This window comes from Paenibacillus sp. NRS-1760, assembly GCF_050467785.1.
GTDB lineage: Bacteria > Bacillota > Bacilli > Paenibacillales > Paenibacillaceae > Pristimantibacillus.
Genome location: NZ_JBITPK010000005.1, coordinates 264,919 through 284,051 on the forward strand (window position 1 = coordinate 264,919; position 19,133 = coordinate 284,051).

Consider the following 19,133-nt stretch of genomic DNA (forward strand, 5'->3'; position numbering starts at 1 on the left):
GGATTTCGCTTCCTGCAAGCTGCAGGAAGCGAAATCCCTCCTATAGGAGCCGCTCTTATTAATTATTAAGAGCAGGCTCTTTTTTCAACTTTTCAGATGGCTCTACGTTAACTGCTTCTTTCTTGTCAGAAGAGCGAAGCGGAATTTCTTTCAAGAAGAACACGAGTACAAATGCGACGATCAGCAAGGACATACCGAACAAGAATACAACCGTCAAGGAGTCGCTCAGTACCGAGCGAACCATCTCGATGATGTGTGTAAACAAAGGCTGAATTTGTTCCGGCAGCGTCGCATGAAGCTCTTTAAGCTTCGGTTGATCGAGCAGCATTTGCGGGTTAAGGAAACTAGACAGTTTCTCAGCTGTAGCCGCATCTACTTGACTTAAATCAGGTCCTTGACCTGCTGCGACAGCATCCTTCAGCTTACTGGTCAAAGTGGAGTTCATAACCGTACCCATAACTGCAATACCAATCGTACCGCCCAGGTTACGGAACAACGTAGCTGTAGCTGTAGCAACACCAAGCTGTGAAGGCTCTACTGCATTTTGAACGGTAAGTGTAAATACTGGCATCGAGATACCAAGTCCAATACCAAATACGATCATTGCAGCAACCGCAACGCCAACGTTAGTCATGAATGCCATCATAAGCATACCCGCGACCATGAATGGCATACCGATAAGGGCGAATCGTTTGTATTTCCCTGATTTGGAAATCCAACGACCAGACATTGCACTTAGGAAAATCATGGCGATCGACATCGGCATATTTACAAAGCCCGAGTTCGTTGGTGAAATACCAAGCACGCCCTGCACGAAGAATGGCAGGTACATCATCGCGCCCATCATGCCGGCATTCATAAGGAAACCGACGGAGTTGGAGATCGTTACAATGCTGTTTTTAAACATCGACAAAGGCAATACAGGGCTTTTGGCTTGACGTTCTACAAGAATCAATAGAACTAACAACACTGCTGCAGAGGCGAACATGCCAATAATTTGTGGCGAGCCCCAGTCATATTTTGTACCTGCCCATGAGAAGCCGAGAAGCAATGCAATAAGCATCAGTGAAAGCAATAATGAACCCCAATAGTCAATGGATTCCGTTGTTTTACGCGCTGTTTTGGGAAACATAGACCAAATCATACCAAATGCAATAATGCCAAGCGGTAGGAAAATCCAGAAAATCCACTTCCAAGCGATATGATCGACCATAAAGCCGCCTAATGTTGGTCCAATTACACTTGAGAAGCCGAATATGGCCATCATTAATCCAGTCCATTTCGCCCGTTCTCTAGGTGCGAACAAATCACCAACCGCCGTTACGGTTGCTGACATAAGAATACCGCCGCCTATACCTTGAATACCACGATAAGTGATAAGCTGGAATACCGTAGTTGATGTACCGCATAAGAAGGCTCCGATTATAAATAACACGATACCGACTAACAAAAACGGCTTCCTTCCGTAAATATCCGAAAGCTTTCCTACAAGTACAGTAGCAATCGTTGATGTGAGCATATAGATGGTAATAACCCATGTGTAATACTCGATGCCACCCAAGATGGCAATAATGCGCGGCATAGCCGTACTTACGATTGTCTGATTGATAGCTGCGAAAAACATAGCTGCCATCAGTGCAATCATGATTGTTAACTTTTTCTTCTGACTCAATTGCTCCATATGCTCTGCACTCCTAAACATTTTTATTTATTATGGCCTATTGGCCGCCAAACTACTTCGCGAAATAGTTAGGTTGCCTACCTATTAGACAATGATACAATAACTTTAGTACTAAAACAACTGCCAATTCATTGTCGTGCTGGATACACTAAAAAAAGATTAAATCGATTAAAGACGCAAAAAAAAACAGGTCAAGAAATGCTTGACCTGTTTTCCTGTCATCTATATTAATCGCCTAGCGGGAACCAGCCTGGCGTATGAACAATTGCTTGCCAGAGCGGGGTAGGAACGACCAATCGATCTTGATCATCCTTGCTGAGCGTTGTTTTTATTTCCGATTCGCGGCCTTCTTGCACCTTCTCGACCCAATCCGGTTCAACAATAATTTCACGGCCAATCGCAACAAGTGGAATGCCGATATCCAATGCCTTTACAGCATCTTCTGGGGTATGAATGGAGCCCACGCCAATAATCGGTATGGAGTGACCTACACGATCTTTTATCCATTGCATACGCGTTTTCGTTTCTTCAGCACCTCGTTTAGGCAATGACCAGAAATCCATTAACGATACATGAAGATAATCAAGTTCTTTATTGGTTAGCTCATCTAGAAGCCTAAATGTATCCGACATGGTAATACCAGGCGTAGTCGCCTCCTCAGGGGAGAAGCGGTAACCGACTAGAAAAGGTTTTTTCGCATAGGCAGCAACAACTCGCTTCACTTCATCAACGACGGCTAATGGGAAACGCAATCTGTTCTCTATATTGCCTCCCCAACGGTCATCACGTACATTGGAATGCGGAGAGAAAAATTGTTGGACAAGATAACCGTTTGCACCATGAATTTCAACACCATCGAACCCCGCCTCAATCGCTCTTCTAGTCGTTTCTCCAAAGTCGCGAATAATCGATTCAATTTCCTCATCTAATAATGCTCTAGGTGTAACCCCAGCGTTCTGCTCCGAAGCTACAGCGCTCGCACTTACCACATCACCATTTGGCACGAGGTTAATTGGACATTCTCTGCCGCCATGAAAAATTTGAAGCACCGCTTTAGCGCCCTTTTCTTTAATCGTTGCTGCCAAGCGCTGTAGACTCGGAATCATGTCATCGCTGTCGCTTGCAAATTCGCCGTGAAATCCTTTTCCGTTTGGTGAAACGTAAACACAAGCTGTAATGACTAGGCCCACTCCACCTGATCTGCGGCTATAATAGCTGAGCTCCGTCTCCGATACCGTTCCGTCTTCGTTTGCTGAGAAATTCGTCATTGGCGCCATAACAATCCGGTTTTTTAATTCAATACCGTTTTTAAAGGTCATTTGTTCAAACAATGGCAAATAAGTTGATTTCATTTATTTCATCTCTCCCGTTATCCTCTGTTTATTTAACTAACTGTAACTTTTTTGTATACTGTAATATTATTTCATACAGTTAGAGATGTCAAGCAGCAATAAAAAAGCATCCAAATCCATAAGGCTTAGGCATGCTTTTTCTACTCTTCCCCATTAGTCTTGCTTATATAAATACTCGACTTCACTTCTATTGATGTATAAATTCCAAAATTGATCCGCAATTTCATCTGGATCATAGAAGCTTCCTTTGGCAACAAAACCAGCAATTGTTACTGTGCCGACATAAATGCCATGCGGTTGTAGTTCTTGTGAGAGTGAGAAAGCAAGAGAGCGAATGCCCGCTTTACCGATCGACAATGACGACAATTCAGCAGCAGGTGCCAGCGCCAATCCGCCGCCAGTAAACAGTATTGCCCCTTTCTTATGCTCAATCATATTAGGGATGACTTGATTCGCGCTCGTTAACGCTCCAACAACATTTACTTTAAACTCCTCGAGGAGCTGCGTTTCGGTTAATTTTGTTGGTGCAGCCTTAGATATGACAGCCGCATTATAAACCAGAACATCAGGGGAACCATAAAGCTGCTTAATTTGTTCAAATGCAGAAGTTAATGATGATGAATCCGCTGCATCAGCCTTAATGCTGTAGGCTTCAATCTTGATATCATTAAGCTCCTTCGTATAGGTTTCCAGAGCATCCGTGTTCCTCGCAGCAAGCACAACGCGAAACCCTTCGGTACCGAACTTTCTTGCAACACCTGCACTTACACCTGGTCCAGCCCCGATAATTACGACTAAAGGTTTGCTCATTTCGCTCTCTCCTTCTAATTAAATAATATATTTTCCAGTTTATTACACTTGTAGGTAGAGTCAAATTTTATCATTTTTCGCATCATTCATCTAATTCAAATATTTTATCTCCTTATTATGAAATCGCTCTGTTTCAAAACAAACAGCCCCCCAAAATCAACTACAATGCAGCACTAACTGCAACTGCATTTAGTTGAATATAGAGAGCTTCGTTTATTTTACGATTGGCTTCTAAGCGGTTGTTGAAGATGATTTGGTCTTCTCAAGCTTTGTCTGCAAAGCTGTTTTATCACGCGATGGTCTAAATAACAAATAATACAAGCCTACAATGATTGCAGCCAAGATAGCTAAGGAAAAGAAAATATTGCTATATAGGTATGCCCCGTTATGAATGGCAAATGGGTTAAAATGGACCGCTGTTTGCTTTAAGTCCAGCATCTTTCCGATAATGCTCGTTGTCATTGCTCCCGAGATAAAGTTAAGCAAGGACATGAGTCCCATCCCTACTCCTATTTGCTCCTTGGCAAGCGTTCTTGATATCGTGTTGGACATCGCAATTTGCATAAAGGTTTGGCCTATATTTCCGAATATTAACAAAAATACGATTAGATATGGTGATAATCCAACAAACACTGATAACAAAATAAAACAAGTAAAGCTTAATGAAATCGCAAGGTATACTAAAAATGAGTTACCTTTCTCATCTGCAAGCCTGCCCCCTCGTCGCCCCATCAATGCAGAGGTAATAGCTGCAGGAAACATAACAAAGCCGATAATGGCAGGGGACAACTGGTTAAGACCCGCCAAAAACTGTGGGGTTACAAAAGGCATGCTAAAGCTTAACGATGTAGCTAGAAAGGTCATGATTAAGCCAAACGTATATTTCTTATTGCTGAACAGCTTGGGCTGGATAAACGGCTCAGTCGCTGTTCGAATGCGAACAATAAATAAAACGAGTGTTACAGCACCGCCTAGAGCAATAAACCAACTTCCAACTGAGATGGACATCAGTAATAATGCGACGGAGCCTCCAAGCAGAATGCCGCCCAAATAGTCAATTTTTTGAGCTTTTCCTCTGTCGTTGTCCAAATATTTTCTAAAGAACGGAAGTGCAATCAGCGGAATCACTGATATTAAAAATAAAAATCTCCAGTTGATGAAGCTCGTAACGATTCCGGCAACAATGGGCGCGAGTGCGGTTCCAAGAGCAAGACCCGCCGCAACCGTTCCTAACGCCCTGCCACGCTTCTCAGGAGAGAAATAACGTACTGGGACAATCATCGCTGTAGCTGGGATAACGGCTGCCCCGCTTGCTTGCAGCACCCTCCCAAGCACGATCATCCAATATTCAGAAGCGAGCAAACCTACGATCGATCCAAGTGCAAAGATAATTAATCCGAAGGTCAATAGATCCTTTAGCCGATATTTGTCTGCGAGCTTTCCGTATGTAACGGAGCCTACTGCAAAAACGATCATGTAACCCGTAATCAGCCAGCTCACCTGTGAGGCGGTAATGCCAAATTCCTTGCTGATGACAGGCATAACAACATTAAACATTGAAGCATTCATAATGGAGAAGACTAATGTAAAAGCTAATATAGGTAGCAGCTTCTCGCCTATTTTTTGTTTATCTGTAACTTCCATATCCCGTTACGTCCTTTCCTGTTTTAGACTACATTTAGTTTGAATTCAAACTATATGTCCGAATATAACAAGCGTATCGCTTACTCATACGCTTTAATAATTTTTCTGAGTAAAACATGTAGATGTGCCGCTTCTTCCTTGGTTAGCAAATGGTCCGATTTTTCTTTCGCTTGTGCAACAGCATTTGAAGCTTTCAAGGACATTTCTACCCCTTGCTCGGTTAAATAAATTCTTTTCATTCTTGCATCCGAGTCATGCGCACGCCTTATTACCCAGCCTCTCTTCACCATCCCGTTGATTAAGCTGGTTACACTCGATTTGTCTATAAATAGCAGCTTCTCCAAGTCGGCATTCATCACGCCTGGTTTCATGGCGAGCAAATGAAGAGACTGTGATTGCTGAGGAGTGAGGCCGAGCGGTCGAAGCGAAGTTTCAATCTCGCGCCGAATATTCGTAAATGCCAGCTTTATAAGCAACGTACTGCTGTCCTCTTGCTCCCAAGGAAAACGAGTAATGTGATTGTCTTCTCCCATTCAGAGCACCGCCTAAACTAGTTTGAATTCAAACTAATAATAAGGATGTAAGATTGCTTTGTCAACGAAAAATAACTGGACCGCGCTCGTTAATCTCCTATATCTAGCTATGACTTCAATTCTCTTGTTTCATTTCATATAAAAGAGGTTATAAACAATAGAATAAACTGCATATAATCAAATAGCTTGTTTCACATTACAAGGAGGATTCAATCATGGACTATATTATTAACAAAACATTTAAAAACGTGGATGTATACTTTGACGGCTCTCATTATATTGGCTGCTCATTTATAGACTGCACGATTCATATAACATCACTGCGTTTTAATTATGATCGCTGCATGTTCTCTGGTTCAAAATTCAAGCTCAGCCCTAAAATGCTTATGCTGAAAAACGTTTATTCATTATTGCCTTCATCTATAACTGGATAAACGAATGTACAAGCCTAAACCAAATGTCCAGCTTCAGGGAAACTAAAGTTTAAAAACTTTAATGCCTCTGAGAGCTGGGCATTTTCTTTTCCCCCTAAAAAAGATGTTCCACGTCGTTCACATTTCGGTTTAATTTCCTAATTGAGGAAACATTAATGAGTAAGCAGGCTATACTTTATGTGTCCCACATGGCAAAATAATGAATAGTAAGGGACAAACCATACATAAGGGGAATATTAATGAAATGGATTCGCGAAATAGCTTACAAGCTGCATCTAATTAAGCTTGTATCCATCCTATACCGTGCAAGAGTACTGCGTTTTCTACTGCCAGTTGCTATTATCGCCTTTGTTTACTTCGAAGGAAAAAAACAGTTCCGTGAGATCCACTGGGGAAGAATGATCCATGAGTTTCATCACATGCACCCCTTTACAATTTTTCTTCTGCTCAGCTTCTCCATGCTCGCTGTCTCTGTCATGAGTACTTATGACTTGTTGATTCGCAAGCATTTTCATTTAAAGATTGGGGTTTGGGATACGATTCGTTATGGATGGATTGCAAACACCTCAAACAATTTGATTGGTTTTGCGGGTCTTACAGGAGCAGGGCTGCGATCAATTTTATATAGAAATCGAGAGGTTCCCATCGGGAGTATTGCTGCTTCTGTTGCCTTTCTTTCGACGATAACTTTCACTGGGCTATCGCTGCTAGCATGGCTGTGTATTATCAGCATTTTCCCTGTTCAAGCATTGCTGAATGCTCATCCATGGCTCACCTATGCGATGTGGGCAATCGCACTGTATTTACCGCTATTCGTGCTGCTTCAAAGAACCTCGCTTTTCTCCAAATGGATTAATCGGAATCGAGGACAATTGACTTGGCGCATTATGACCGCTTCCGTTGGTTCTTCCTTTTTGGAATGGTTTTTTGCTGGTATGACCTTCTGGCTTATTGGAGCAACATTTATTCCTGAACTTACATTTACAAACGCGCTTGGAATTTATACGTTAGCAGCAATAGCCGGCATTATTAGCATGGCGCCTGGCGGTATCGGTGGTTTTGATTTAACGGCTATATTAGGCTTACAGCTGCTCGGCTTTCCACCTGATAAATGTGCGGTCATCCTTGTTCTGTTTAGAATTTTGTATTATTTTGTGCCATGGTTAATTGGCCTTATGATGGCAGCATTCGAGTTTCCTATGAACCGGAAACGAACAGAGCAGTCTGATAACGGCATCATGGATCGAGCATTAAATATTTGGCAAAGCGTTTGGCGCTGGCCGGGACAATTTGCGTTTATCGGCGAGGTTGGAGCATGGTCACTCGGTAAGCTTGTATTTGCGAGTGGGGTCATATTGCTGTTGTCCGCAGCGACACCCGCTTTACTTTACAGGATACATTTTACGGAAGAATTGGTTTCGTTTCAGATTATGAGGCTGTCCCATCAATTAAGCATCATCATCGGCATTATGCTGATCATGCTGTCTCGCGGCATTTCGCTTCGAGTAAAGCGAGCCTATTATTGGACACTTTTCCTGCTTTGTGCCGGTTCCTTCTTCGCACTTGCCAAAGCGTTTGATTACGAGGAAGCTATATTTCTACTCATTGTCGCGTTGCTGTTATGGATTTCAAGACATCGATTTTATCGTCTGGCTATACCCGTAGGGATTTATAATGTGCTAGGCTGGGGGCTTATTACACTCTTAATCACCTATGGTTATTACCTCATCGCATCCCATTCGTATCCAGCATTTCTCAAACATCTGCCAAGAAAGGCTCACACCACATGGCTGATAGATCCAAGCCAGCATACGATAGCTGCGATATTTGGTCTCTTGGTTGCTTGGCTCTTCCTATCCTTGCTTTATATGTTTCGTCCTAAGCCGCTCGCCGTTTTAGAAACAGCCGAGGATGAGCAGTTGAAATTAAAAGCTTTTCTTGAAAAGGAACAAGGAAATTTATTGACGCATATGCTCTTTACCGGTGACAAGAGCTTCTTCTGGGCGATGAAGGATCAAGTGTTAATACCCTATGCGAAAATTCGAAATAAACTTGTTGTGCTCGGTGATCCTTTAGGTCCCAAAAGCATGATTAGCGAAGCGATTCAACAGTTTCAGCAATTCGCTGATCAGTTTGCGGTAGAGGTCGTATTTTATCAAACGACACCTGACTATTTACCGTTCTATCACGAAAACGGCTATCGCTTTTTTAAACTGGGTGAGGAAGCATTGGTTCATCTGGACAATTTCACGCTTGTCGGAAAACAAAATGCCAGTCTTCGGGCGGTTAAAAACCGCTTTGAACGTGAAAATTTTCAATTTAAAATCGTACATCCGCCTCACGATAAGCAGTTGTTAAAGAAACTGTCGTTCATCTCTGACCAATGGCTCGATGGAAAACATGAGAAGGGTTATTCTCTCGGATGGTTTGATGAAGATTATTTGCAGCTCGCGCCCATTGCGCTATTAAAAAATTCAGATGATCAAATAATTGCTTTCGCTTCTTTGACGCCTGCCTATGATGGTACGACCTTATCTGTAGATTTAATGCGCTACTTAAAATCCACTCCAAATGGAACGATGGATCAGTTGTTCATTTGCCTTATGGAGTGGGCAAAAACAGAAGGATATGCGCAATTTAATTTAGGGATGGCACCACTTTCGAGTGTAGGCCAGAGCCAAAACGCAATAAAAGAAGAGAAGCTGGCGCGTATTCTTTTCGAGTATGGCGGAAGCTGGTATGGCTTTGTTGGCCTCCGGCGATACAAGGACAAGTTCTCACCACATTGGGAGCCACGCTATTTGGCGTATCCTTCGACAGTATCATTACCGCTATTGCTAGTCGAGCTGGTACGGTTAATCTCACGGCACCCGAATAAAAACAAATAAAAGCAAAGCCCATGGAATCCCATGGGCTTTGCTTTTATTTATAGAACAAGCTCTAATTAATGCTGCCTACAAGCTTCATAACGGCGTCTCGCGTTAATTTGTTACCGCCAACTGCAATGAGATTAATGGTTGCATGTGCCAGCGTAAGCGGAATTTTGCAAAACTCTAGCGCAGGACCGCCTTTTAAATCAGATATATACGAATCCGCCAACTTCAGGTTGCGGCGCGTGTACTTAATCATTTCTTTCTGTCCCCAGCCTTCAGGGAAAAAGTCTACGCCACGTTCAAGATCCTCTGTGCGATTACGCAGAATATTTACGGCTTGTAAGCCTCTTCCAAAAGCAACTGCTTTGATTCGGTCTGATTTCGTGCCATCGTGCCAGAACCATATGTCAGACAACATTTCCCCTACCATACCGGCAACACTATAAGTATAATTATCCAGATCCTCTTCCGTTCGGATATCCCAGCCTTCATGAACCCAATCAGCCATCTGCTTGGCCATTGTCGCTGTATGGTTATAAACGACATTCGTAACCGTCGGAGGACATAAAAGCGCCCATTCATGAATTCTCATCGTAACTTCTGGCAGTGTTTCTGCATAAGGAGAAAGGAGTTTTAGCGATTCATTAATCACATCATCGGAACTAAACGCATCATGAATGCCAAGCAATAATTCTGCTTTCACCTCATCTGCTAGCGTCTCATGATCCTCAATTTCATCAATTGCTCTCATACACAAATAAGCGGATGCAACTGCATCCTTTAAACCTGACTTCAACCTGCTGATGGGAATATAAAAAGTACGACTTGTTTGCTTTAACATGATCATCGCATCATTCAAAATAAAAACTCCTTCATTATGGCAGCTTTACTTTTAACTTGTTTTAATCGTTAATATTATAATACCATACATGGATTTAGATGTGCACCGCAACTGTGATTTCCTGCGTTTATCCTTCTTGATTTAGGAAGAACCTGTAACCGTAACCTTAATATCGGAGGCTTTTGGCATAATTATTCAGTTAGGATGACACATTTCCCTCTCCTTTCATTTAAACGCAGCCTTACTTCCTGAAACGATACCCTTAATAAAACACAAAATCCCGAAAGTTAAACTCATCCTATTGAGTGTTTAACTTTCGGGCTGCAAAAAAGATGAACTGTGAAACAGCAGTTTATTTATCATAAGTGGCTTCTTTTATTCTTACTTTAAAAATAATATTTTCAGCTGATAACCTGTTAAGAAGAACGTTTCTCTAAAAAGAAAAGGAAGCTTAGTACCCAAACTCTTGTAGGCTGACGTCTGAGTTGGTGAAGAGTAAGCATCCATCCCTAAGTGTCTAGTCATAAGAAGAGCACGCTTCATATGCAAAGGATCGCTGACGATGGTAAAGGTATTGATTTGTTGTTGTTGTGCTATCGCATGGGCATTAGCTAAATTTTGTTCCGTGATTTTTGAATGCTCTTCAAGAACAATAGCCTCACCCGGAACCTTATACTGCATAACATATCGTTTTGACACTTCCGCTTCAGACAAGGAATCTCCCTTACCTGTGCCTCCAGTAACGATTATTTTCTTTATGTATCCATTGTTATAGAGCCAAATGGCATGATTCAATCTATTCTTTAGAACTGTCGACGGTTTATCATCCCAGACTGCTGCCCCAAGCACAATTGCAGCATCTGTGTAAATGAGCTCATTCACCTTAGCAAACGAAATAATGCTCCATACTGCATAGAGTATATAGACAAAACATAAAAGCACAGCAATTGCTGTGCCTTGTATAAGTCTCCTTCTCACTGTTGTACCCTCCTAACATGGCATATAGGTTTATACGTCACATTTATGGCCGAATATATTTTCTCCGAAACTCTCGAGGTGATTTCTCAAACTTTTTTTTAAACGCTCGTTCAAAGTTAGGCAATGTATTAAAGCCCGCGGCATAACATACTTCCGTTATCGGCAATATTGAACTGCTGAGCAATGCAGAGGCGAACTGAAGCCTTTTTCCTTGTAGATGCTCTTGAAATGATGTACCTGTATGCTTTTTGAAGCATTCACTAAAATAATTGGCTGATATTCCAGCATATCTCGCTATTTCATCTAATGAAAGCGGCTCTCGAAAATGATGTTGAATATAGATGATCGACTTTCTAATGGAAGAAGGGATTGCGCTAATGGCTACATAGTCGTCAAGCAAGCGCTGATGCCCGTTATTTCTATAGAGATGGATGAGTATTCTCTCAAAACTTCCCTGCACCAGCATGCTGCTGCCTAGCTGCCACATCTGTGATTCATTCCAAATCCGAGTAAATTCTATTTCAATTTCACTAGCACTTTCGTCACGAAAAGTATGCAAATGGAGCGATACCTGTTCAAATAACATTTCTGTCAGCTCTGGGCGGATAAATGATTCATCAAAAATAAGATTAAACAAATGAATCGTTTGTCCTTCATCAGGGATGATCTCATGGAAATCTGCCGTTGTCAGCAGAAAAGTCATTCCTTTCTCTAAAGGAAATGGCTCTCCGTTTATAACATGAGTTCCTGTACCAGACACTACAAAGCCCATTTCAAAAAAATCATGCCAATGGGCAGCAATTTTGTTATCGATCACATGTTTGTAAATCTTATAGGGGGATGACAAGGTCAAAAAGTTTTTACCAAGCAATCTCTCAGGTGTTAATTCATACTTCATGACGATTTCCCCCTATTAGACTTTTATTGGTCAAACCATTCGGCATATTTGGCAGCCATATAATCGGTCATCCATTGATTTACTTCTATTAAATCAACAATAGGCTTATTGGTAAAGGGCACCGTCGGCATATAATTCGGTGGACCGAACTCTGCTGTAAAAGTTGTCCAAGCTCTTTCCTCCGCAGCTTGCTTCATAAAAATCCGCTGCCACCAGCCTGTAAATAAAGCAAGCTCCGATGCGTATTCAGGTGCGCCAGGATGTGGCACTTGAGGTCCCTGCGGAAATCCGACACGGCCATGAACATGTATGCTGCGATCAATAGCAAGAGCGAGCTCATCCGCATGATTATCCAGATGCGACTCACATACGTTCACCCAATGGCTGAAGTCTGCAGTGATGCGCAAGTCAGGAAAACGCTTCAGCAATCTTGCAGTTGTCCATGGTGTAAACATCGCTCGGCTGCGATGGGTTTCATGCCCGACCTGAAGGCCACACCTCTGTTCAATTGTAAGTGCTCCTTCAAAAAAACGATCCTGCTCCGCTTCTGACATGCTGTCTCTAGCACTTTGCGAGTTAATAAACAGCGGATTAAAATCCGTTGCTCGCATGACTTGTTTCTCGAAGCTAACGAGATGGTCATCATGTGTACTTACCTGCGCGATGAAGGCCAGCTTATTTGTTTCCAATGCCGCTTTAAAGGACTTTTCTTCAGAGGCAGGCGGCAGCGGCGCTTCTATTCCAAAGTAACCTGCTTCTGCTGCATATGTCAAAAGCTCCTCATAGCTACCCTGCATTCCCCACAACGCTTTTATTCGTCTCAATTCCAATACCTGTCCCCCCCTTTTGTTAAGCCTATTATACATTGACAAAAGGATTGCCGGCTAAATCTTTTCCACGCGCTAGCCAGATTTTATGACCACGGTTCTTTTCAGTATAGACTTGCGCATCCGTTGAGAAATAACGCATCGTATAACCACAGCGGCGGAATTCACTTTTGTTAGGAGCTGCACCATGTATGATGCGAGAATCATGGACAGAGCACTCGCCTGGCTCAAGCTCGAAATAAACGGCCTTTGACTCATCCTTATTGCGAATTTCTGTATCAAAAATGTTGTCATTGCCATCTACCTGCTCGTACTCCGAGAAACCATTGTTATGCGTTCCCGGAATGACGCGCATACAGCCGTTTTCCTTCGAGCTGCGGTCAATAGCCAGCCATACGGTCACTATGTTATCAAATCGGCTAAGTCGTCCATTCCAATACGCAGAGTCTTCATGCCATGGCGTTTGCTTGCCAATAAGCGGCTCTTTGCAGATGAAATGACTGGACCACAAGCCAATGTTAGGACCAATTAAAGGCTCTACCAGATCAAGCACTTCATCGCTTAATAGAAACTTAAGTAAACGCTCATCACGGAAATGCGGGGTATCCAGCTCGCTGTTCAGCTTCCGGCCCACAAGCTTCCATTGCTCCTCAAAAATATTAGTCAGCTCCGTCATCTTATCTGCGCTAAACAACTGTTTCTTATGCAGCGCATAACCATTTTTCTTATAAAATTGTACTTCTTGCTCCGTCAATGTAGATATCGACATCAATATCGCCTCCAATAAAAGTGGTGTATTGCTATGAAATGATCATAACGGAGCAGGAGCAAACTTACTTCTTATCCCATCGGCAAAAGTATGCATTTCTTCTGATCCAACTGCTCGCTTATCCAGAAAATAAATTTAATATGCAAAAAGCCGCTTCCTAATGGACGCGGCTTATTCGTTGTTTATCCTGCAATATTTGGAATACATTCTTGAATAATAAGATTCCTTTTCCTTGCTGGAATCCTTATATGGACAGTTGTTCCAATACCTATACGACTGAATATGGAAACCCCATATTCTGAACCATAGTGAAGCTTGATTCTCTGATCGATATTTCGAATCCCATATCCAATGTTCCCTTTATCTAGCCCGCTGAATATTTCATCAATTCGCTCCTGCGGCATTCCGAAGCCGTCGTCGATTATCTTATAATGCACTGTGTTTTCTTCCATATAGGTGACAATTCGAATATGAATGCGATCTCCGCTCCATGCGTGCTTAAGCGTATTTTCAATGAAAGGCTGCAAAATAAGCTTCACCGTCTCAAAAGGCCATATATTCTCATCAATCTCGAATAATACTTCCAGACGTTTCCCGTACTTAACCTTCTGTATGCTTACATATGCGTTTGCCTGCTCCATCTCCGCTGCGATTGGGATCATCGTACGGCCTGAATTCAGTGTAAGTCTATAAAACTTCGCGAGCTCCAACACCATTTTTTGCAGTTTTTCATTTTCCCCGAATTTTGCCAGCTGGTTGATCGATGAAAGGGTATTGTATAAAAAATGCGGATTGATCTGAAGCTGCAGCATTTCCAGCTCAGCCTCTTTTTTCTGAAGCTGCGTCAAATATACCTTATTAATTAATGCCTCTACATCCTCGCCCATTCCGTTTAGCGCCGTTGCAATTTGAGAAAATTCATCCTTCCCTCTGTAGGCAATTCGCTTATGCAAATCCCCCTCGCGGAAAGCATTCAATACCGATACAAATTTCAAAATTCGTTTGGAGAAATAACGTGAAATAAAGACACCCGCAAACGTTAACAAAACGAAGCTTAGTACGCAGATGAAAATAATAAATGCCCGTACCTTCGCAGCTTCCTGCTCGATAATGGTAAGTGGAACTTGCGCCACTAATGTCCAATTCTGATTGAGCAATTTTTCTTCTATTCTTAAGTATTCTTGCTTATCGCTATTTTCATTTGTCGATACATTTTTGTTTATTTTCGAAACTGGTTTGGTTGAGCCTTCCGGAAGCTGCCCAGAGGAGAAAATAACGTATCCCGTAGAATCCACGACTGACAGCATGCTGCCGTCGCCAAGCTTCGAGAAGTCAACGCTATTAAACAACTCCTTCATCTGAACGCTAAACCGCATAATAGCCAGCTCTTCAACTTCCAATGGATTATCGGTGTCGACGATACGTCGTATCATTGAAATACGATGATCTCGTACATCCTCTTCAACCTGTTTCCACTCCATAGTCACACCGTATTCTTCTTTTGGAATGGATGTGTACCATAACTTATCCTGAATGCGGCTCATATGATAAATATCATAGGTTTGCTCTTTGGATTCGTCATTATCGGCAGCATTGTCTTTCTTCCATCTATTCTCATAAATTTGGTTCACCGTTTTATTATGAAAGTAGACAGACAACCTTAAATTCATCCCAATAGATTTCGAGGCGCTTTCCAGCTTTGGGCTAATGATCTGATTCATTCGATTTAAATTTGCAATGCCTATTTCATCAACTCGAATGCTCTGAACCAGATTATAATCATCATAGAGCGTAGATGATATTCGGACGATATCATCTAGTTTATACTTCACGTTGTCGCGCATTTGCTCCATCGTTCCTTCAATATTCATACGCGTCTGCTTACGCATGGAAGAGTCATACATCGAATGTGACACATAGAAATTGACAACGACCAAAATAACGATAAAAATCATATAGGACAGCATAAGCTTGTATCCGATCGGCATATATCCGAGTCTCTTTCTATTCTCCCGGACTATTTTCATCTAAAGCTCCCCCATTAATGATCAATTCTCTCTCTTCCGATATTCCATAGGTGTCATGCCAAACTTCTCCTTAAATTGTCGGCTGAAATAGGGAAGATAACGATAACCAACCTGATCGGCAACTTCATAAATTTTTATCCCGGGTTGATTGAGCAGTTCACATGCTTTCTCCATACGCAAATGCACGAGCAGTTCATTGAAGGTATGTCCTGACTTTTCTTTTATTAAAAACCCCATATAGCTAGGCGAGAAAGAAAACTGCAGCGCCATATCCTTAAGGGTAATATTTTCACTCATCCTCTCCTTAATTGACTTCGTGACGCTGCGTATAAACTTGCTGTCTTTCATGACGTTTTTCTTCTGCAGGCGTTCAGAAATTTCATATAAAAGCTTTACAAGCCATGAACGTATATCGTTAATCGTTTCGAATTGCATTAAAACTTCGAGATGGTGAATATCAATGCCTAGCAGTTCAAATAAATCCTCATTCATTTCACTTAAATATTGATCCAGCTTCCATATAATATAACTGGTCATATGATGAACAGTAAATCTGGAGCGAAGACTAGAAGCCGATGCAAACAAGTTCTCGAATTCGTCGTAAATCCGAACAAGCTCATATCCTTCCATAGCCTTTAATAGTGCTTTCATTCGTGTATCCAGAATCCGAGCGTCCAGCATGCCTGGTTCCGCTCTGACCTCTTCATATTTGATGATATCCCCTTTTCCAAGAAACATCTTGCCTTCAACAGCTTCTATCGCTTGTCGGTAGGATACTTGCAGCTGTTCTATCGAATGAACCGCTTCACCGAGGCCGGTTGTTATCGATACCGTTAGATGCTGCGAAAGCGCATCGCATAACGTTTTGACGGTTTGACCAATAGCTTTATCTTCCAGCAATATAGCAATGCGTTGAGATGACAACTTGCAGTATGGAAGCATGCCTATCTTTTGAATTGTTTCATGTACAATTTGAAGAGAGTTGCGCGACCATTCTCTCTGTGAAGATGCGTTCTCGGTTTGTCTCAACGACTGATTATCCAGTTCCATAATCGCAACACGGATAGGCCAGTTCAATTGATCGAAGCCGTAGTGTAAAATCAGCTTGGACATGGAAACGCCCTCCGTCGTTTCCAATCCTTCCAACATATGAATCAAAAAGTCGCTTTTGGCAATCGGAATCATTTGTTGATAGGCTTCTTCCACTTCACGCTGCTTGTTCTCCTCATCAAGATCCTGCTTCACCTTTAACAAAGACGACACCAATTCATTGTCATCCATTGGCTTTAGTACATAATTGTAAGCCTTTAAAGATAACGCCTGCTGTACATAGCTGAACTCCTGATAGCCGCTAACGAATATAATACGCATATTAGGCTTGCGTTCGAGTGCAATTCGGGCAAGCTCAAGTCCTGACATATAAGGCATATTAACATCGCTGACTAATATATCGATGGGCTGCTCATCTATGATTTCGCATGCTGATAATGCATTATTTACGCTGCCCTTCACTTCCATTCCAAGCTCAGACCAAGGAATAAACCGTTTCATTCCTTCCAGATCGAGTTCTTCGTCATCGACTAACAATACCTTATACATAAGAGCAGCTCCTTCAAGTTAACAAATTTACGTTACTCTTGATTTAATACTTTTAAGTTTTCTTGCCACTTCGAAGTAATAAAATCTAAATAATCTTGAAAACCTGATTCCATCGAATCCTTATGCGCTAAATCCAAAATCTCTAATACCTCTTCATCCGTTTGCCCGTACATCGCATATGAGCGCGCGCTTAACCATATTTCTTTCACCCGGGCAAAAATTCTGCCTTCGTCAGAATTTGGAGTCGGTTGCAAATTGATAAACGGTGTTGCATCCCCCTGAGATTCCCAAGTTACCTTTTGCTGCCAATATGTTGACCAGTTTCGCTTGTCCTCAGGCAATGTTTTTTCATAATCGCTTTTGGTTTGATCGAGATATACGGTGTTGCCAACCCAAATCAACTCGCCAGAGATTGCTTGTATTTCACTCAGCCCATCCGGGTCTGATGTGTATTTGCTCGTAAATTTTGGCGTTATTCCATCTTCTTTGAAGCCATCCCAGTACCCGTTTGGCCCCGGCGGGCCCCACATCTGAACAGCAGAACCTTCCGGGCCTGTCATCCAATCCAGCATAGCGAATATCGCTTCTGGATTTTTTGCGCTTGTCGTTATCGTAGAGACATTCCAGCCAAGCACATTGTATGTGCCAGGATAAATCTTGTTCGGATCCAATCCTTCCTTATAAATAGGATCGATAAAAATATAACCATCCTCCGGATTTTTCCTTACAAGCTCCGCATTGGCCAACATCACTTGTCGCATAGGGTCTGCACTGGCATAAACCGCCACTTTACCGCTCATAAGCTTCTCACTTACCTGATCATCCGTTTGGGTCCAAGCATCCGCGGTAATTAGCCCTTCACGCACAAGCTTAGCTACAAATAATGCCGACTCGCGAAATCCTTCATCTTTATAGATCGATGTCATCTTATCTCCACTCGTTACAGCATAGTAGCGAGTAAAGCTATAGTTATTTTCCTTGAAGGCGGAAAATAATTGATCAATTCCTTGCCCCTCACTGGCAATTCCTGTTTCAAAAGGTACGACATCAGGATAGTTGGCTTTCACTTTATTGAGGTAATCATAAAGCTCGTTTGTCGTAGATAGCTTAGGGGAACCTAATTCCCGATATATTCGTTTATTAACGACATAACCTGCGTTGCCGTACGGTTTATTAGTGTAATAATTTGGAAAATAATAAATATGCCCATCTGGCGCTCGAAGCAAATCTAAAATTTTAGTGCCTGCCCATTTTTTCAAATTTGGATATTTATCTATATAGTTATCGAGCGGTACGAGTAAGCCCGCTTCACGCAAACGTTCCAGATCATAACCGCGATCACCCCAAATGATATCCGGCAGCTGCTTGCTGGCAATCATCTTTCGAAGCTTCTGCTTTCCGTTTCCTTCTACGTCGATTCCTTTGATGTGAATATTAAGATTATCCTTAATCCACTTCGAAGAGGGATCTGCTCCCCACTGCGGCATCGAATAATAACTGTAGTGACCATAAAAAGAAATATCAAGCCTTTCTTTGCCTAGTTCATAGAGCTGATCGGGAGGCAGATTTATTTGTATATCTTCCGTTGTTCCCTCATCAGTTGTTGGAACTGGTTTACTGTCTACTCCACTGCAGGCGACTAGCATACTAACAATGAAATAGACCAACATGAACCGCAGGAACCTCTCTTTCTTCGCGTACACTGACCAAGCACCCCTTATATGAGCAGCATTTTTTGAAAAATCTCCCTTTAATAATATCAAAATAAATGCAAGCTATATATATAAAAGTTAAGTATAACCAAAAATACAGAGATATCCCAAGTGATCCAAACGGATCCCTTGGGATGATCTCTTTCACTATTAAA

The 19,133-nt window shown here is 42.1% G+C and carries 15 protein-coding genes; 2 read left to right on the plus strand and 13 right to left on the minus strand.

What is annotated here, in order from left to right; genetic code table 11:
* Positions 1-58 precede the first annotated feature (58 nt).
* From ACIFSR_RS01740 to ACIFSR_RS01760, 5 genes are all read right to left on the minus strand, one after another.
* A complete protein-coding gene (locus ACIFSR_RS01740; RefSeq protein ID WP_339203780.1) occupies positions 59-1,681 on the minus strand; it encodes an MDR family MFS transporter in 1,623 nt (540 codons plus the stop codon).
* A 227-nt stretch (positions 1,682-1,908) separates the two neighbouring features.
* A complete protein-coding gene (locus ACIFSR_RS01745; protein WP_339203781.1) occupies positions 1,909-3,033 on the minus strand; it encodes an NADH-dependent flavin oxidoreductase in 1,125 nt (374 codons plus the stop codon).
* Positions 3,034-3,186: 153 nt separating this feature from the next.
* A complete protein-coding gene (locus tag ACIFSR_RS01750) occupies positions 3,187-3,843 on the minus strand; it encodes an SDR family NAD(P)-dependent oxidoreductase (protein WP_430054415.1) in 657 nt (218 codons plus the stop codon).
* A 231-nt stretch (positions 3,844-4,074) separates the two neighbouring features.
* Entirely contained in the window at positions 4,075-5,487 is a 1,413-nt protein-coding gene (locus ACIFSR_RS01755; protein ID WP_430054418.1) for an MFS transporter, read from the minus strand.
* An 80-nt stretch (positions 5,488-5,567) separates the two neighbouring features.
* On the minus strand, positions 5,568-6,020 hold the full coding sequence (locus tag ACIFSR_RS01760; protein WP_430054420.1) for a MarR family winged helix-turn-helix transcriptional regulator: 453 nt from the start codon (positions 6,018-6,020) through the stop codon (positions 5,568-5,570).
* 215 nt (positions 6,021-6,235) lie between these two features.
* Here ACIFSR_RS01760 and ACIFSR_RS01765 point away from each other — a divergent pair, with 215 nt between their 5' ends.
* Positions 6,236-6,454 carry a hypothetical protein gene (locus ACIFSR_RS01765; protein WP_339203787.1) on the plus strand — a complete coding sequence of 73 codons (219 nt, stop codon included), beginning with the start codon at positions 6,236-6,238 and terminating at the stop codon, positions 6,452-6,454.
* 239 nt (positions 6,455-6,693) lie between these two features.
* Positions 6,694-9,342 (plus strand): bifunctional lysylphosphatidylglycerol flippase/synthetase MprF, encoded by a 2,649-nt coding sequence (gene mprF / locus ACIFSR_RS01770; RefSeq protein ID WP_430054422.1) that lies wholly within the window; start codon positions 6,694-6,696, stop codon positions 9,340-9,342.
* 52 nt (positions 9,343-9,394) lie between these two features.
* On the opposite strand, the gene ACIFSR_RS01775 is transcribed toward mprF, so the two are convergent.
* The 8 genes from ACIFSR_RS01775 to ACIFSR_RS01810 all read right to left on the minus strand — a co-directional run bounded on the left by ACIFSR_RS01775 (position 9,395) and on the right by ACIFSR_RS01810 (position 18,936).
* Positions 9,395-10,174, minus strand: a complete 780-nt coding sequence (locus ACIFSR_RS01775; RefSeq protein WP_430054639.1) for a squalene/phytoene synthase family protein — start codon at positions 10,172-10,174, stop codon at positions 9,395-9,397.
* Between the two features lie 375 nt (positions 10,175-10,549).
* Positions 10,550-11,146: a YdcF family protein gene (locus tag ACIFSR_RS01780; protein ID WP_430054424.1), complete on the minus strand. Its 597-nt coding sequence runs from the start codon at positions 11,144-11,146 to the stop codon at positions 10,550-10,552.
* 43 nt (positions 11,147-11,189) lie between these two features.
* Complete coding sequence (locus ACIFSR_RS01785) at positions 11,190-12,044, minus strand: AraC family transcriptional regulator (RefSeq protein WP_430054426.1); 855 nt, start codon at positions 12,042-12,044, stop codon at positions 11,190-11,192.
* A gap of 23 nt (positions 12,045-12,067) precedes the next feature.
* The gene (locus ACIFSR_RS01790) at positions 12,068-12,874 is read right to left on the minus strand and encodes a sugar phosphate isomerase/epimerase family protein (protein WP_339203791.1); all 807 of its coding nucleotides are present in this window, start codon (positions 12,872-12,874) and stop codon (positions 12,068-12,070) included.
* Positions 12,875-12,902: 28 nt separating this feature from the next.
* Entirely contained in the window at positions 12,903-13,640 is a 738-nt protein-coding gene (locus ACIFSR_RS01795; protein WP_430054429.1) for a phytanoyl-CoA dioxygenase family protein, read from the minus strand.
* Positions 13,641-13,822: 182 nt separating this feature from the next.
* Entirely contained in the window at positions 13,823-15,667 is a 1,845-nt protein-coding gene (locus tag ACIFSR_RS01800; protein ID WP_339203793.1) for a sensor histidine kinase, read from the minus strand.
* A 21-nt stretch (positions 15,668-15,688) separates the two neighbouring features.
* On the minus strand, positions 15,689-17,266 hold the full coding sequence (locus ACIFSR_RS01805) for a response regulator (protein WP_430054432.1): 1,578 nt from the start codon (positions 17,264-17,266) through the stop codon (positions 15,689-15,691).
* 32 nt (positions 17,267-17,298) lie between these two features.
* Complete coding sequence (locus ACIFSR_RS01810) at positions 17,299-18,936, minus strand: extracellular solute-binding protein (protein ID WP_430054641.1); 1,638 nt, start codon at positions 18,934-18,936, stop codon at positions 17,299-17,301.
* Between the last annotated feature and the right edge of the window lie 197 nt (positions 18,937-19,133).

Excerpts from the sequence above, each read along its gene's own strand:
- ACIFSR_RS01750 (WP_430054415.1), bottom strand. The coding sequence starts at position 3,843 with ATGAGCAAACCTTTAGTCGTAATTATCGGGGCTGGACCAGGTGTAAGT.
- mprF (WP_430054422.1), top strand. The coding sequence starts at position 6,694 with ATGAAATGGATTCGCGAAATAGCTTACAAGCTGCATCTAATTAAGCTT.
- ACIFSR_RS01760 (WP_430054420.1), bottom strand. The coding sequence starts at position 6,020 with ATGGGAGAAGACAATCACATTACTCGTTTTCCTTGGGAGCAAGAGGAC.
- ACIFSR_RS01800 (WP_339203793.1), bottom strand. The coding sequence starts at position 15,667 with ATGAAAATAGTCCGGGAGAATAGAAAGAGACTCGGATATATGCCGATC.
- ACIFSR_RS01805 (WP_430054432.1), bottom strand. The coding sequence starts at position 17,266 with ATGTATAAGGTATTGTTAGTCGATGACGAAGAACTCGATCTGGAAGGA.
- ACIFSR_RS01745 (WP_339203781.1), bottom strand. The coding sequence starts at position 3,033 with ATGAAATCAACTTATTTGCCATTGTTTGAACAAATGACCTTTAAAAAC.
- ACIFSR_RS01755 (WP_430054418.1), bottom strand. The coding sequence starts at position 5,487 with ATGGAAGTTACAGATAAACAAAAAATAGGCGAGAAGCTGCTACCTATA.
- ACIFSR_RS01785 (WP_430054426.1), bottom strand. The coding sequence starts at position 12,044 with ATGAAGTATGAATTAACACCTGAGAGATTGCTTGGTAAAAACTTTTTG.
- ACIFSR_RS01795 (WP_430054429.1), bottom strand. The coding sequence starts at position 13,640 with ATGTCGATATCTACATTGACGGAGCAAGAAGTACAATTTTATAAGAAA.
- ACIFSR_RS01775 (WP_430054639.1), bottom strand. The coding sequence starts at position 10,174 with ATGATCATGTTAAAGCAAACAAGTCGTACTTTTTATATTCCCATCAGC.
- ACIFSR_RS01765 (WP_339203787.1), top strand. The coding sequence starts at position 6,236 with ATGGACTATATTATTAACAAAACATTTAAAAACGTGGATGTATACTTT.
- ACIFSR_RS01810 (WP_430054641.1), bottom strand. The coding sequence starts at position 18,936 with ATGTTGGTCTATTTCATTGTTAGTATGCTAGTCGCCTGCAGTGGAGTA.
- ACIFSR_RS01740 (WP_339203780.1), bottom strand. The coding sequence starts at position 1,681 with ATGGAGCAATTGAGTCAGAAGAAAAAGTTAACAATCATGATTGCACTG.